14 protein-coding genes are annotated in these 15,174 nt (G+C 64.8%); all 14 read left to right on the forward strand.

Features of this window, described 5'->3' with window-relative positions; genetic code table 11:
• Window position 1: 1 nt before the first annotated feature.
• The 14 genes from E4O92_RS20970 (at window position 2) to E4O92_RS21035 (ending at window position 14,998) form a co-directional block, all read left to right on the forward strand.
• Entirely contained in the window at window positions 2-952 is a 951-nt protein-coding gene (locus E4O92_RS20970; protein WP_135191611.1) for a helix-turn-helix domain-containing protein, read from the forward strand.
• Window positions 953-966: 14 nt separating this feature from the next.
• On the forward strand, window positions 967-2,244 hold the full coding sequence (gene ispG / locus E4O92_RS20975; RefSeq protein WP_135191612.1) for a flavodoxin-dependent (E)-4-hydroxy-3-methylbut-2-enyl-diphosphate synthase: 1,278 nt from the start codon (window positions 967-969) through the stop codon (window positions 2,242-2,244).
• Between the two features lie 78 nt (window positions 2,245-2,322).
• Entirely contained in the window at window positions 2,323-3,657 is a 1,335-nt protein-coding gene (gene hisS / locus E4O92_RS20980; RefSeq protein ID WP_135191613.1) for a histidine--tRNA ligase, read from the forward strand.
• A gap of 42 nt (window positions 3,658-3,699) precedes the next feature.
• The gene (locus E4O92_RS20985) at window positions 3,700-4,356 is read left to right on the forward strand and encodes a YfgM family protein (protein ID WP_135191614.1); all 657 of its coding nucleotides are present in this window, start codon (window positions 3,700-3,702) and stop codon (window positions 4,354-4,356) included.
• A 161-nt stretch (window positions 4,357-4,517) separates the two neighbouring features.
• The gene (gene bamB / locus E4O92_RS20990) at window positions 4,518-5,672 is read left to right on the forward strand and encodes an outer membrane protein assembly factor BamB (RefSeq protein ID WP_135191615.1); all 1,155 of its coding nucleotides are present in this window, start codon (window positions 4,518-4,520) and stop codon (window positions 5,670-5,672) included.
• Window positions 5,673-5,680: 8 nt separating this feature from the next.
• Window positions 5,681-7,024 carry a ribosome biogenesis GTPase Der gene (der, locus tag E4O92_RS20995; RefSeq protein WP_135191616.1) on the forward strand — a complete coding sequence of 448 codons (1,344 nt, stop codon included), beginning with the start codon at window positions 5,681-5,683 and terminating at the stop codon, window positions 7,022-7,024.
• A gap of 145 nt (window positions 7,025-7,169) precedes the next feature.
• A complete protein-coding gene (gene hfq / locus E4O92_RS21000; protein ID WP_135191617.1) occupies window positions 7,170-7,409 on the forward strand; it encodes an RNA chaperone Hfq in 240 nt (79 codons plus the stop codon).
• Between the two features lie 5 nt (window positions 7,410-7,414).
• Window positions 7,415-8,620: a GTPase HflX gene (gene hflX / locus E4O92_RS21005; protein ID WP_135191618.1), complete on the forward strand. Its 1,206-nt coding sequence runs from the start codon at window positions 7,415-7,417 to the stop codon at window positions 8,618-8,620.
• Window positions 8,621-8,623: 3 nt separating this feature from the next.
• Window positions 8,624-9,922: an FtsH protease activity modulator HflK gene (gene hflK, locus E4O92_RS21010; protein ID WP_135191619.1), complete on the forward strand. Its 1,299-nt coding sequence runs from the start codon at window positions 8,624-8,626 to the stop codon at window positions 9,920-9,922.
• Window positions 9,922-10,794 (forward strand): protease modulator HflC, encoded by an 873-nt coding sequence (hflC, locus tag E4O92_RS21015; RefSeq protein ID WP_135191620.1) that lies wholly within the window; start codon window positions 9,922-9,924, stop codon window positions 10,792-10,794. The genes hflK and hflC overlap by 1 nt, the downstream gene beginning before the upstream one ends.
• A 360-nt stretch (window positions 10,795-11,154) precedes the next feature.
• Window positions 11,155-12,309, forward strand: a complete 1,155-nt coding sequence (locus E4O92_RS21020) for an ATP phosphoribosyltransferase regulatory subunit (protein ID WP_135191621.1) — start codon at window positions 11,155-11,157, stop codon at window positions 12,307-12,309.
• Between the two features lie 5 nt (window positions 12,310-12,314).
• On the forward strand, window positions 12,315-13,634 hold the full coding sequence (locus E4O92_RS21025) for an adenylosuccinate synthase (protein WP_135191622.1): 1,320 nt from the start codon (window positions 12,315-12,317) through the stop codon (window positions 13,632-13,634).
• Window positions 13,635-13,663: 29 nt separating this feature from the next.
• Window positions 13,664-14,203 carry a phosphoribosyltransferase gene (locus E4O92_RS21030; protein ID WP_135191623.1) on the forward strand — a complete coding sequence of 180 codons (540 nt, stop codon included), beginning with the start codon at window positions 13,664-13,666 and terminating at the stop codon, window positions 14,201-14,203.
• 198 nt (window positions 14,204-14,401) lie between these two features.
• On the forward strand, window positions 14,402-14,998 hold the full coding sequence (locus E4O92_RS21035) for a MarC family protein (RefSeq protein ID WP_135191624.1): 597 nt from the start codon (window positions 14,402-14,404) through the stop codon (window positions 14,996-14,998).
• Window positions 14,999-15,174 lie beyond the last annotated feature (176 nt).

The following is a 15,174-nucleotide window of genomic DNA, read 5'->3' on the forward strand; positions in this document are numbered from 1 at the left end:
AATGACTTCAGAGCGGGCAGATCAGCCGGTGGCGCCGGAGCAGCAGCATCACGGCATCCCTGGCCAGGCACTGGCCGCCCAGCGCGAGGCGATGGGTTGGACCGTGGAACAGGTTGCTGACCAACTCAAACTAGCAGTACGCCAGGTGGTGGCGCTGGAGGCGGGTGATTATGCCTCGCTGCCCAGCCCGGCGGTAACGCGCGGCTTCGTGCGTGCCTACGCCAAGATTCTCAAGATGGACGCGGCCCCGCTGGTTGCCATGATCGAGATGGAGGCGCCGGAAGCGGCGGCCACTAGCCCGGTGCGGCGCGAAGCCAAGCCGACCACGTTTTCGGAAGTGCGCTTTTCGCCGGGCGGCAAGCGGACCTCATTGCCGTTCGGCTGGATCGCCGGCGCGGCCGTGGTGGTGATCGTCGCTGCTGCCGCATGGCATTTCGGCGTGGAGAAGGTAGGCCACCCGGCCGAACCGGCGGATAACGGCGCCTCGGCGTCTACCGCCTTGCCGGCTCCGGTGAGCGAGTCACCCGCCAGCGCCCATGGCGGCTCCAGCCCCGAGCCCCTGCAGAACACCTCGGTGCCGCTGATCTCGGTGCCGTCGGCTTCGGCCACGGCGCCAGAGGCCCCCGCTACGACGGCGCCGGCGGCCGCACCCGCAGCCGCACCGGCAGTCGCCGCCGCCACCGTGACCGCGGTCCCGGCTGCCGCGCCCGCTGCCGCTGCCGGCGACAACGAGCTGGTGTTCACCGTGCGCGAAGATTCCTGGATTTCCGTTGCGCCGGTCGCCGGCGGCAAGCCGCTGCTCTCGCAGCTGATCAAGGCAGGCAGCACCGAAAAGGTGAACGTAACCGAACCGGTCAAGGTCGTAGTTGGAAACGCGCCTGGCGTTTCCGCCACCCTGCGCGGCGCCGCCGTCGATCTGCCGGGCAAGACCGCGCGTATCAGCCTGAAGTAACAAAGGTAAGGAACATGACTTCTTCGCATCTGCCCATCCCCTCCGGCCCGCTTGCGCGCCGCGCCAGCCGCAAGGTGCTGGTCGCGCATGGAAAGCGCCAGGTCTGGGTCGGCGGCGACGCGCCGGTAGTGGTGCAGTCGATGACCAATACCGACACCGCCGACGTGATCGGCACCGCGATCCAGGTCAAGGAACTGGCGCGCGCCGGTTCCGAGATCGTGCGCATCACGGTCAACACGCCGGAAGCCGCGGCCGCCGTGCCGGCGATCCGTGAACAGCTCGACAAAATGGACGTGGACGTACCGCTGGTCGGCGATTTCCACTACAACGGCCACCTGCTGCTGCGCGACTATCCGGAATGTGCGCAGGCGCTGTCGAAATACCGGATCAACCCGGGCAACGTGGGGCAGGGCGCCAAGCGCGACACCCAGTTTGCCCAGATGATCGAGATCGCGATCAAGCACGACAAGCCGGTGCGTATCGGCGTGAACTGGGGCAGCCTGGACCAGTCGCTGCTGGCGCGCATCATGGACGAGAACGCCGCGCGCGCCGAGCCGTGGAGCGCGCAGGCCGTGATGTACGAGGCCTTGATCACGTCCGCCATCGAGAACGCGGTGCGCGCCGAAGAAATTGGCCTGCCCCGCGACAAGATCATCCTGTCGTGCAAGGTATCCGGCGTACAAGACCTGATCGCCGTGTACCGCGAACTGGCCAAGCGCTGCGACTACCCGCTGCACCTTGGCCTGACCGAGGCCGGCATGGGCAGCAAGGGTATCGTGGCCTCGACCGCCGCGCTGTCGGTGCTGCTGCAGGAGGGCATCGGCGACACGATCCGCATCTCGCTCACGCCTGAACCGGGTGGCGATCGCACCAAGGAAGTCGTGGTCGCGCAGGAAATCCTGCAGACGATGGGCCTGCGCAAGTTCACGCCGATGGTGATCGCCTGCCCCGGTTGCGGTCGCACCACCTCGACCGTGTTCCAGGAACTGGCCGACAACATCCAGAGCTACCTGCGCGAGCAAATGCCCGAGTGGAAGAAGGCCTATCCGGGCGTGGAAGCGATGAACGTGGCGGTGATGGGCTGCATCGTCAACGGCCCGGGCGAGTCCAAGCACGCCAACATCGGCATCAGCCTGCCGGGCACCGGCGAATCGCCGGCCGCGCCGGTGTTCGTCGACGGCCAGAAATTCGCCACGCTGCGCGGCGAGCGCATCGTGGAAGAGTTCCAGTCGATCGTGTTCGATTACGTGAAAAAGAACTACGGCAGCGAGAACGTTGCACCATTGAGTTAGCGCGTGAACCGTCGTTCCCGGCCTCGGCGGCAGCCCGGCGGGTACGATGAGCGAGCGCTGCAGGAAAGCAGAAAGCACATGTCCAAATCAGAAAAAATCGTCGCCATCAAAGGCATGAACGACATCCTCCCAAGCGATGCGCCGCTGTGGGAGCTGTTCGAAAACACCGTTGAAACGATCCTGAAAAGCTACGGCTACCAGAAGATCGTCACCCCGATCGTCGAGGAAACCCGCCTGTTCGCGCGCGCCATCGGCGCCGTGACCGACATCGTCGAGAAGGAAATGTATTCCTTCACCGATTCGATGAACGGCGACCAGTTGACCCTGCGTCCGGAAGGTACCGCCGGCGCCGTGCGCGCGGTGATCGAGCACAACCTGGCCTACGACGGCCCCAAGCGCCTGTGGTACAAGGGCCCGATGTTCCGCCACGAGCGTCCGCAGCGCGGCCGCTACCGCCAGTTCTTCCAGGTCGGCGCGGAAGCGGTCGGCTTCACCGGTCCGGATATCGACGCCGAGCTGATCATGCTGTGCCGCCGCCTGTGGGACGACCTGGGGCTGGAGAACGTGCGCCTGGAACTGAATTCGATCGGCAATGCCGAAGAGCGCCTGCGCCACCGCGCCGACCTGATCGCCTATTTCGAAGCGCACATCGACCAGCTTGACGCGGACGCCAAGCGCCGCCTGCACAGCAACCCGCTGCGCATTCTCGATACCAAGAACCCGGCCATGCAGGAACTGGTCGACCAGGCGCCCAAGCTGCTCGACTACCTGGAAGGCGAGTCGCTCGCGCACTTCGAGGGCGTCAAGGCGATCCTCGACCGCAACGCGGTGCAATTCACCGTCAACCCGCGCCTGGTGCGCGGCATCGACTACTACAACCGTACCGTGTTCGAGTGGGTGACCGAGGAACTGGGCGCGCAGGGCACGATCTGCGCCGGCGGCCGCTACGACCCGCTGATCGAAATGTTCGGCGGCAAACCGACCCCGGCCGTGGGCTTTGCGATGGGCATGGAGCGCATCATCGAGCTGATGAAGAGCGCCGGCGAGCCGGTCCAGCCCGCCCAGTGCGACGTCTACCTGGTGCACCAGGGCGACGAGGCGCAGATGCAGGCCTTCATCCTGGGCGAGCGCCTGCGCGATGCCGGCCTGGATGTTGTGTTACATTGCGCCACGCCAAGCGGCGCGGGCAGCTTCAAGAGCCAGATGAAAAAGGCCGACGCATCCGGCGCGGCGTTCGCGGTCATCCTCGGCGAAGACGAGATCAAGAGCGGCATGGCCGCGGTCAAGTCGCTGCGCGGCGAAGCCGGCGAGCAGCAGCAGGCCAGCGTGCCGTTCGAAGGCGTGGTCGACTACGTGGTCGACCAGATCGTCGGCGACGACCACGATCACGACCACGTGCACTACCACGCATAAACCCTTGCAGTTCCGATCCACCTAACGATAACGATATAGACAATGGCATACGATCTCGAAGAACAGGAACAGATAGCGAACTTCAAGGCCTTCTGGAACCAGTACGGCAACCTCATCACCTGGGTGCTGATCCTCGCCCTGGGCTCCTACGCCGGCTACAACTTCTGGAACTCGCACAAGCGTACGTCCGCTTTGGTCGCGTCGGGGCTGTACGGCGAACTGCAAAATTCGCTGGAAGCGAAAGACAACGCCAAGGTCCAGCGCGTGGCCGCGGACATCGAGTCGAAGTATGAAGGCACCGCCTACGCCCAGATGGCGGCGCTTGGCGCGGCCAAGTCCGCGTTCGACGCCAACGACCTGAAGACCGCCAAGGCCCAGCTGCAGTGGGTGCTTGACCACGGCAACGAGGAATACCAGTCGATCGCCAGGTTGCGCCTGGCCGGCGTGCAGCTGGATGAGAAAGCGTATGGCGACGCGCTCAAGACGCTGTCGGGCAAGATCCTGCCGCAGTTCAACGCCGAAGTGCAGGAGCGCAAGGGCGACGTACTGACCGCACAGAACAAGCTGGCCGAAGCGCGTACCGCCTACACCGCGGCACTGGCCGCCATGGACAAGAGGAACCCGGGCCGCCAGGTCGTCACGGTCAAGCTCGAATCGATCGGCGGCACCGTCCCGGTTGAGCAGAAAGAAGCCGCATAAGTTCGTAGGGTGCGCACCTGTGCGCACGCGGTACGGTCGCCCATTGTTGGCGTTTCGTGCGCGCAGCGCCCCGCAGAACCTGGCAATTGATTTCGATTTGGCGCTAGCGATGTCCCCGCATTTTGAATTCGCCCCACAGTCAAAGAACAAGGTATAAAAACATGCGTATTACCCGGAAGCTTGTTGGTGTCGGTGTGCTGGCCGTGTTGACGGGCTGCTCGACCTTAAGTTCGATCAATCCGTTCGCATCCAAACCGAAGGGCGGCCAGCCGGCACCGCTGGTGGAGCTGAAGGCTGCGATGGCCGTGCGCACGGCATGGAAGCTAAATGTCGGCAAGGCCGAGTCGTACACCTTCTCGCCCGCCCTGGCGGGCAACACCGTGGTGGTCGCCGGCGCCGACGGCAACATCGTGCGCGTGGACGCCGCCACCGGCAAGGAACTGTGGCGCATCAAGGCCGGCATGCCGCTGACGGCTGGCGTAGGCACCGACGGCAACCAGATCGTGGTCGGCGGCGCCAAGGGCGTGCTGCTTGCCTTCGACATGGACGGCAAGGCGCTGTGGAAGCAGCAGCTGTCCAGCGAAATCCTGTCTTCGCCGGTGGTGGGGCAGGGCGTCGTGGTGGCACGTTCGATCGACAACCGCATCGTCGGCTTCGACGCCACCAACGGCAACAAGAAGTGGACCGTGCAGCGCACTGCGCCGCCGCTCACCTTGCGCATGGCGCCGGGCATGGTCGTCTCGAACAAGGACGTGATCATCGCCCAGCCCGGCGGCCGCCTGACCTCGCTGGTGCTGGCCACCGGCGCGCCGCGCTGGGAGATCGAAGTGGGCGTGGCCAAGGGCGCGACTGAACTTGAGCGCGTGACCGACATCGGCGGCACCCCGGTGGTGTTCGAGAACGACGTGTGCGCCGTGTCCTACCAGGGCCGCGTCGGCTGCTTCGACCTGGCCACCGGCAGCGCACGCTGGACGCGCGACCTGTCCTCGGAAGTGGGCGTGGCGGTCGACCAGCGGTTCGTGTTCGTCCCGGACGACAAGGGTGCGCTGTACGCATTTAACCGCGACGGCGGCGCCAGCGCCTGGAAGAACGACAAGCTGGAGTACCGCCGCCTGTCGACCCCGCTGTCCTACGGCCGCGCGGTAGCGGTCGGCGACTACCAGGGCATGGTCCACTTCCTGTCGCGCGAGGACGGCACGTTCCTGGCGCGCGCGGCGACCGACGGCAGCGCGATTGTCGGCACGCCGCTGGTCGCTGGCGAACACCTGATTTTTCAAACACAAAACGGAACCGTGGCCGCGATCGCGGTCGAATAAAACATTAAATGAAGCCGGTAATTGCATTAGTGGGCCGACCCAATGTCGGGAAATCGACCCTGTTCAACCGCCTGACCCGCTCGCGCGACGCGCTGGTGGCAGACCTGCCCGGCCTGACCCGCGACCGTCACTACGGCGAAGGGCGGGTGGGCGAACGCCCGTTCCTGGTCATCGATACCGGCGGCTTTGAACCGGTGGCCAAGGAAGGCATCATGCACGAGATGGCGCTGCAGACGCGCCAGGCCGTGGCCGAGGCCGACGTGGTGGTGTTCATCGTGGACGGCCGCCAGGGCCTGACTCCGCACGACAAGACCATCACCGACTTCCTGCGCAAGTCCGGCCGCAAGGTCATGCTGGTCGTGAACAAGAGCGAGGGCATGAAGTACACCTCGGTCACCGCCGAGTTCTACGAGCTCGGCCTGGGCGATCCGTACGTGATCTCGGCCGCGCACGGCGACGGCGTGGCGGACCTGGTCAACGAGGCGCTGGACCAGGCCTTTGCCCAACGTCCCGCGGACGCGGAGGAACTGGAACCGCAAGAGCGCGGCGTGAAGATCGCGATCGTCGGCCGCCCAAACGTGGGCAAGTCGACCCTGATCAACACCCTGGTCGGCGAACAGCGCGTGATCGCGTTCGACATGCCGGGCACCACGCGCGATTCGATCGAGGTGCCTTTCGAGCGCGGCAACAAGCACTACACCCTGATCGACACGGCCGGCATCCGCCGCCGCGGCAAGGTGTTCGAGGCGATCGAGAAGTTCTCGGTGGTCAAGACCCTGCAGTCGATCTCGGAAGCGAACGTGGTGATCCTGCTGCTCGACGCGCAGCAGGACATTTCGGAACAGGATGCCCACATCGCCGGCTTCATCCTGGAGTCCGGCCGCGCGCTGGTGGTGGGCGTGAACAAGTGGGACGGCCTGGAGTCGAGCGACCGCGACCAGGTCAAGACCGACATCGACCGCAAGATGGATTTCCTCTCGTTCGCCCGTCACATCTACCTGTCGGCGCTCAAGGGCACCGGCATCGGGCCCTTGATGCGGGCGGTCGACGAGGCCTACGCCGCCGCCACCGCCAAACTGTCCACGCCGCGCCTGACGCGCGCGCTGGAGGAGGCGGTCGAGAAGCAGGAACCCAAGCGCAAGGGCGGCACCCGCCCGAAGATGCGCTACGCACACCAGGGCGGCCAGAACCCGCCCGTCATCGTTATCCACGGCAATGCTTTGGAAGGCGTCACCGAGCCGTACAAGCGCTACCTGGAGAAGCATTTCCGCGACACCTTTGACCTGATTGGTACGCCGCTCCGGATTGAATTGCGTACTGGAAAGAATCCGTTTGCCAAGGCGCAGAATTAAACGGTGGCAGTACGACAAAAAGCGGCAAAACCGGTTACAGTAGCTTAGGGCCATCATTCGCGCATTGCCGCTGAATTCTGGCCCAGGCACTTGAAATTTGGATAGTCGCCTCAACTTTTGAACTACAACAACATACGGAGCTGTCATGAGCAATAAAGGGCAACTGTTACAAGACCCATTCCTCAACGCCTTGCGCAAAGAGCACGTCCCGGTTTCGATCTATCTGGTCAACGGGATCAAGCTCCAGGGGCATATCGAGTCCTTCGACCAATACGTGGTGCTGCTGCGTAACACGGTCACCCAGATGGTCTACAAGCATGCGATTTCCACCGTCGTACCCGCACGTGCCGTCAACCTCAATCTCGAATCTCAGGAAGCTGAGTAAGGCCGATGGCTGAAGGCTCCGGCACCACCTCCACGCGCGCAGCGCTGGTCGGCATCGATTTTGGCGCTGGCGATTTTTCCGCCAGCCTCGACGAACTGTCGCTGCTGGCGCGCTCCGCCGGAGCCGAACCGGTCGACACCATCACCGCGCGCCGAGCGGCGCCCGATCCCGCTTACTTTGTCGGCAGCGGCAAGGCGGACGAGATCGCGCAGACCGTGGCGGCAGAGAAGGTCGACATCGTCATCTTCAACCATGCGCTCTCGCCCGCGCAGCAGCGCAACCTGGAGCGGCGCCTTTCCGTGCGCGTGGTCGACCGCACCAGCCTGATCCTCGACATCTTCGCCCAGCGTGCCAAGACCAACGAGGGCAAGCTGCAGGTCGAACTGGCCCAGCTGCAGCACCTGGCCACGCGCCTGATCCGCGGCTGGACCCACCTTGAGCGCCAGAAGGGCGGTATCGGCCTGCGCGGTCCTGGCGAAACCCAGCTCGAAACCGACCGCCGCCTGATCGGCGAGCGCGTCAAGATGCTGCGCACCCGCCTGACCAAGCTGCGCAAGCAGCACGAAACCCAGCGCCGCGCACGCGGGCGCAACCAGACATTCTCGGTGTCGCTGGTCGGCTATACCAACGCCGGCAAGTCGACCCTGTTCAACACGCTGACCAAGGCCGGCGTGTACGTCGCGAACCAGCTGTTCGCGACCCTGGACACCACCAGCCGCCGCCTGTACCTGGGCGGCGCAGTCGGCAACGTGGTCGTGTCCGACACGGTCGGCTTCGTGCGCGAGCTGCCGCACCAGCTGGTGGCGGCGTTTCGCGCAACGCTCGAAGAAACCATCCATGCTGACCTGCTTCTCCACGTGGTCGATGCTTCGTCGCCGGTGCGCGCCGAGCAAGTCGAACAGGTCAACGAAGTGCTGCGCGAAATCGGCGCCGACCACGTCCCCCAAATTCTTGTGTGGAACAAGATCGATGCCGCAGGGCTAGAGCCGGGGGTGGAACGTGATGAATATGATAAAATCAGCCGCGTTTTTATCAGCGCCCAAAGTGGCGCCGGCCTGGATCTGCTGCGCGACGCGATCGCCGAGGCAGCCGCATCCGCGCCTGGTCTGACCCGGTTTCACGATGAGCAGGACGATGCCGAGGCACACTACGACTATGTAGAAGCGCCAGCTGAGAGTATTCCCACCTCCACCCCTGTCGGACCACATTAGGATATGCGCGGTTCAATATTTAAACGATTCGGCATCAAATTAACTCTGAACGATCCCCGCTGGGGGCACAATCCCAAGGGTGACCACAAGGCCCAGGAAGGCCGCCGCCCCGGCGAGGGCGGCGGTCCGCCCGACCTCGACCAGCTCTGGCGCGACTTCAACGCGCGCCTGAACCGCCTGTTCGGCAGCCGCGGCGGCGACGGCGGCGGTCCGCTGCGTCCCGACGCGCGCGGCGCCGGCATCACCGTCTCGATCGTGGTCGCCATCGCCATCCTGATCTGGCTCGCCAGCGGCGCCTTCATTGTCCAGGAAGGCCAGGTGGGCGTGGTCAGCACCTTCGGCAAGTACAGCCATACCACCGGCCCCGGCTTCAACTGGCGCTGGCCGTACCCGTTCCAGTCGGCTGAAATCGTCAACGTTTCCCAGGTGCGCACCGCCGAAATCGGCTACCGCGCCAACGTGCGCAACAAGCAGCCGCAGGAAGCGCTGATGCTCACCGATGACGAGAACATCATCGACATCCAGTTCGCGGTCCAGTACAAGCTGAAGGACCCGGTCGCATGGGTATTCAACAACCGCGACCAGGACGAGGCGGTGCGCCAGATCGCCGAGACCGCGGTGCGCGCGGTGGTGGGCAAGAGCAAGATGGACTACGTGCTATACGAAGGCCGCGACAAGGTCGCGGTGGACGTGCACAACATGATGCAGCAGCTTGCCGACCGCTACAAGCTTGGCGTCCAGATCGCCAACGTCACCATGCTCGCGGTGCAGCCCCCGGAACAGGTGCAGGCCGCGTTCGACGACGCCGTCAAGGCCGGCCAGGACCGCGTCCGCCTGCGCAACGAGGGCGAAGCCTACGCCAATGACGTGATCCCGAATGCGCGCGGCAAGGCCTTCCGCCTGATCCAGGACGCCGAAGCCTACCGCTCGATGGTAGTGGAAAACGCGACCGGCAACGCGGCGCGCTTTAGCCAGGTGGTGACGGAATACGCCAAGGCCCCGGCCGTCACGCGCGACCGCATGTACCTGGACACGATGCAGGAGATCTTCACCAGCACCAGCAAGGTCATGATCGACACCAAGACCAACAACAACATGCTGTACCTGCCGCTCGACAAGCTGATGGCGCAAGCCGCCGGCGAGGGCGCCAAATCGGGACCGGTGCAGCCGCATCCGCAGCCGCCAGTGCAGTCCCAGTCGGCCGTGCCGGCGCAGGACGCGATGCAAACGATGGAGTCGGTCCGCAGCCGCGACCTGCGCAGCCGCGACGCGACCCGCGAACGTGAAAGGGAGAGCCGCTGATGAGCCGCCTGGTTAGCATTCTCGTGGCGCTGTTCATCGCGCTGATGCTGCTGTCATCAAGCATGTTCGTGGTCGACCAGCGCAAGTACGCGATCGTGTTCACGCTGGGCCAGCTGCGCGAAGTGATCAGCGAGCCCGGCCTGCACTTCAAGGTGCCGCTGATCCAGAACGTGGTCTTCCTCGACAAGCGCATCCTGACCCTGGACACGCCCGACGCCGAGCGCTTCATCACGGCCGAGAAGAAGAACATCCTGGTCGACGCCTTCGTCAAATGGCGCATCGTCGACCCGCGCCTGTACTACGTCAGCTTTGGCGGCGACGAGGCGCGCGCGCGCGACCGCATGTCGCAGATCATCAAGGCCGCGCTCAACGACGAAATCACCCGCCACACGGTGCGCGACGTGATCTCCGGCGCGCGCGGCGCCGTGATGGATGCGGTGCGCGAACGCGTGACCGACGAAGCCAAGGAGATCGGCGTGGCGATCGTCGACGTGCGCTTGAAGCGCGTGGACTACATCGACCAGATCAACAACTCGGTGTACGAGCGCATGAAGGCCGAGCGCGGGCGCGTGGCCAACGAACTGCGTGCGACCGGCGCGGCCGAAGGCGAGAAGATCCGCGCCGACGCCGACCGCCAGCGGACCGTGATCATCGCCGAAGCGTTCCGCGACGCCGAGAAGATCAAGGGCGAGGGCGATGCCAAGGCCTCGCAGATCTACGCCCAGGCGTTTGGCAAGAACCCCGAGTTCTACCGGTTCTACCGCTCGCTCGAAGCGTACCGCGCGAGCTTCAAGAGCCGCAACGACGTGATCGTGGTCGACCCGAACTCCGAGTTCTTCAAGTACTTCCGCGGTCCGGGGCAGAGCAAGTAATCGTAGGGTGGGCGGGTCTCCCGCCCACGCGTTCAAACAGAGCGTGAATCGCCTCGTAGGGTGCGCACCTGTGCGCACGCGGTCACCATATGCTGACTTGCGGCGGCGGCTGCACTGCGCTGCGTTCGCGAACCGCGTGCGCACAGGTCCTCGGCAGCCCCGCGCCCCCTACGAACTCCGCTGGGTGATCGTGATCGGGGCACCTAATCGTGGGACTTTGACAACGCCAACCGCCCCCGACCGTCACCAACCCTCTCTCCCCAACCTTGTTTTCGGCTAAAATAGCCGATTCGGCGTTAGAACCGCGCGCATCGCCGCGCTGTTTTTGCCCGATGTTTAACAACTCCCATCGCTTTTTCCATGCCAAACTGGCTTTTGCCCGAGAGTATCGCGGACGTCCTGCCTTCCGAAGCGCGCAAGATCGAAGAACTGCGCCGGCTGATGCTCGACACCTTCCGCCTGTACGGCTACGAGCTGGTAATGCCGCCGCTGCTCGAATACGTCGAATCGCTGCTGGCCGGGGGCGGGCAGGACACCGATCTGAAAACCTTCAAGGTCGTCGACCAGCTCTCCGGCCGCCTGCTCGGCCTGCGCCCGGACATGACCACCCAGGTCGCGCGCATCGACGCCCACCTGCTCAACCGCGACAGCGTCACCCGCCTGTGCTACGCCGGCAGCGTGCTGCACACCCGCCCGTCGGGCCTGCACGCGACCCGTGAGCCGCTGCAGATCGGCGCCGAAATCTACGGCCACGCGGGGCTGGAGGCCGACGCCGAAATCCAGGAACTGGCGCTGGCCACGCTCGCGCTGGCCGGCTTTGCCGAACCGCGCCTGGACCTGTCGCACGTTGGCGTGCTGCGCGCGCTCCTGGCCGAGGACCCGGCAGCCAAGCGCGATGAAGCGCAGCTCTACGACCTGCTGCGCGCAAAAGACATCCCGGGACTGGAAGTGATCACCCAGTCCTACGCACCCGTCACGCGTAACGCGCTGCTCGCGCTGCCGAACCTGTACGGCGATTGTGACATGCTCGCGCACGCACGCGAGGTGCTGCCGCCGCTGCCGGGCATCACGCGTGCGCTGGCCGAACTGGCGGCGCTGTGCGGCAGCGCGCTTGGCCGCGCCCAGGTCGCGATCGACCTGGCCGACCTGCGCGGCTATCAGTACGAAAGCGGCGCCATGTTCGCGCTGTACGTGCCGGGCCTGCCGAACGCGGTGGCGCGCGGCGGCCGTTACGACCATGTGGGCGAAGCCTTCGGCCGGGCGCGACCCGCGACCGGCTTTTCGCTCGACTTGCGCGAACTGGCGCGGCTGCTGCCGACCGCCGGGCGCAAGCACTCGATCCGCGCCCCCTGGGGCAACGCGCCGGAACTGCGCGCAAAAATCGCCGAGCTGCGCAAGGCCGGCGAAGTGGTGATCCAGAGCTTCCCGGGTCACGATAATGTTCAGGACGAGTTCGAGTGCGACCGCGTGCTCGTCCTCGAAGACGGAAATTGGATTCTCAAAAACTTAGGTTAAGTGTGATGTCAAATAAAAACGTGGCAAAGAACGTCGTTGTCATTGGCACCCAGTGGGGCGATGAAGGCAAAGGTAAGATCGTCGACTGGCTGACCGACCACGCCGCTGGCGTGGTGCGCTTCCAGGGCGGCCACAATGCCGGCCATACCCTGGTCATCAAGGGCCAGAAAACCGCACTGCAGCTGATCCCGTCGGGCATCATGCGCGAAGGCGTGGCCTGCTACATCGGCAACGGCGTGGTGGTCTCGGTACCGGACGTGATGCGCGAAATCGACAAGCTGCAGGCAGCCGGCGTGGAAGTCGTGTCGCGCCTGATGATCTCGGAAGCGTCGCCGGCCATCCTGCCGTACCACGTCGCCATCGACGTCGCCCGCGAAGCCGCGCGCGGCGCCAACAAGATCGGCACCACCGGCAAGGGCATCGGCCCGGCATACGAAGACAAGGTCGCACGCCGCGCGATCCGCATCGCGGACATGCTCAACGAAACCCGCTTCGCCGAAAAGCTGAAAGAGAACCTCGATTACCACAACTTCGTGCTGGCCAACTACCTGGGCGGCCAGGCGCTGGACTTCCAGAAGGTGTTCGATGACGCGATGGCCCTCGTGCCGCGCCTCTCCCCGATGGTCGGCGACGTCTCGTCGGCCCTGCACGCGACCTACAAGGCGGGCGGCAACCTGCTGTTCGAAGGCGCGCAAGGCTCGCTGCTGGACGTCGACCACGGCACCTACCCGTACGTGACCTCGTCGAACTGCGTGGCCGGCAATGCCGCCGCCGGTGCCGGCGTCGGCCCGAACATGCTGCACTACATCATGGGCATCACCAAGGCCTACACCACCCGCGTGGGCTCGGGCCCGTTCCCGTCGGAGCTGCCGACCGACCAGGGCATCGGCGAGCACCTCTCGCGCGTCGGCCACGAGTTCGGCACCGTCACCGGCCGTGCGCGCCGCTGCGGCTGGTTCGACGCCGCGCTGCTGCGCCGCTCGGTCCAGATCAACGGCGTCTCGGGCATGTGCCTGACCAAGCTGGACGTGCTGGACGGCCTGGAGTCGCTCAAGATCTGCACCGGCTACACCATTGACGGCCGCGCGGTCGACATCTTCCCGGTCGGCGCGGAAGAAGCGGCCTTGTGCAAGCCGGTGTACGAAGAAATGCCGGGCTGGAAGGACAGCACCGTCGGCGCCAAGTCGATGGACGACCTGCCGGCCACTGCACGCGCTTACATCAAGCGCATCGAAGAGCTGGTCGGTGTTCCGGTCGACATGGTGTCGACTGGCCCGGACCGCGAAGAAACCATCGTCCTGCGTCATCCGTTCGCGGCCGAATAAAACAAAAGAAACGTTAGGAGTTCTCAAGCATGACCACCCCACCATCGACCGACAAGGACCTCTGGGTATCCTGGGACGAATACCACCGCCTGATCGAGCGCCTGGCGCTCATGGTGTATGAATCGAACTGGCAGTTTGACATGGTGCTGTGCCTCGCGCGCGGCGGCGTGCGCCCGGGCGACGTCTTCTCGCGCATCTTCGACGTGCCGCTGGCGATCCTGTCGACCAGCTCGTACCGCGAAGAAGCGGGCACCAAGCAGGGCGACCTGGACATCGCCAAGTACATGACGATGACCAAGGGACCGCTGAAAGGCCGCATCCTGCTGGTCGACGACCTGGCCGATTCGGGTGTCACGCTGCAGAAGGTGCGCACGCACCTGAAGGAGAACTTCCCCGAGGTGACTGAAGTGCGTTCGGCCGTCATCTGGGTCAAGGGCACCTCGTCGATCCAGCCGGACTACCATCTGGTCGACCTGCCGCACAACCCATGGATCCATCAGCCGTTCGAAGACTACGACGGCCTGCGCCCGCACCAGCTGACGGCGTGGATGAAGAAGTTCGAGAAATAATCATTCCGCTGTCGGGTGTGCCTCTCTGCGCCACCCCGGCATGAATCAGGAAACGTCGTTCCGGCGCAGGCGGGAACGACGTTTTCCTTTATCACTTCGTGACATGCCTATTCGTTACTGCGCCATCTCGATTGCGCATCGTTTAATATTGCCGAATTACCTTTGCCTGCCGAAGGGCCTCGGCGTACCAAACTCCCCATGACCCAAAGCTTCTTCCAGACCTTTATCCTGCTCCTGCTGGTCACCGACCCGTTCGGCAACGTGCCCTTGTTTGTCGCCGGACTCAAGGATGTACCCGTACCGCGACGCCCGCGGATCGTGGTGCGCGAATGCGCGATCGCTTTCCTGCTGCTGCTGATCTTCATGTTCTTCGGCCGTCACTTCCTGTCGGCGCTGCAGCTTTCCGAAGTTGCGCTACGCATCGGCGGCGCCGTGATCCTGCTCCTGATCGCGATTCGCATGGTGTTCCCGCATCCAGACGGCGTGCTGGGCCGAACCGAAGGTGGCGAGCCTTTCATCGTGCCGCTGGCGATTCCCGCGCTGGCCGGTCCTTCTGCGCTGGCCACCGTGCTGCTGTTCACATCGCGCAGCATGGAAGAAGTGGCGGTGCACGTCGCCGCGCTGGGCGCGGTTGCCGTGGTCTGGCTGGCGGTGTTCCTCTCCGCCGAACGGCTGCAGAAACGGCTTGGCCCACAGGTGATGACGGCGTTCGAGCGCCTGATGGGCCTGATCCTGGCCGCGATGTCAATCGAGATGCTGCTGGGTGGGGTACGCGAGTTCGTCAAGACGCTGTGATGTAGCCAGCGGAGAGGGGGCGTCGTAGGGTGCGCACCTGTGCGCACGCGGTCCGCGAACGTCGCGTAACGAAGCGGCAGCCGCAAGTCAGTATGCGGTGACCGCGTGGGCACAGGGTGCCCACCCTACGAGGGTGTGAATAAATGCCGGCGCCCGGTACAATTCGTGTTGTCGAA

The sequence above is a fragment of the Massilia horti genome, from assembly GCF_004614195.1.
Classification (GTDB): Bacteria; Pseudomonadota; Gammaproteobacteria; order Burkholderiales; family Burkholderiaceae_D; genus Telluria; species Telluria horti.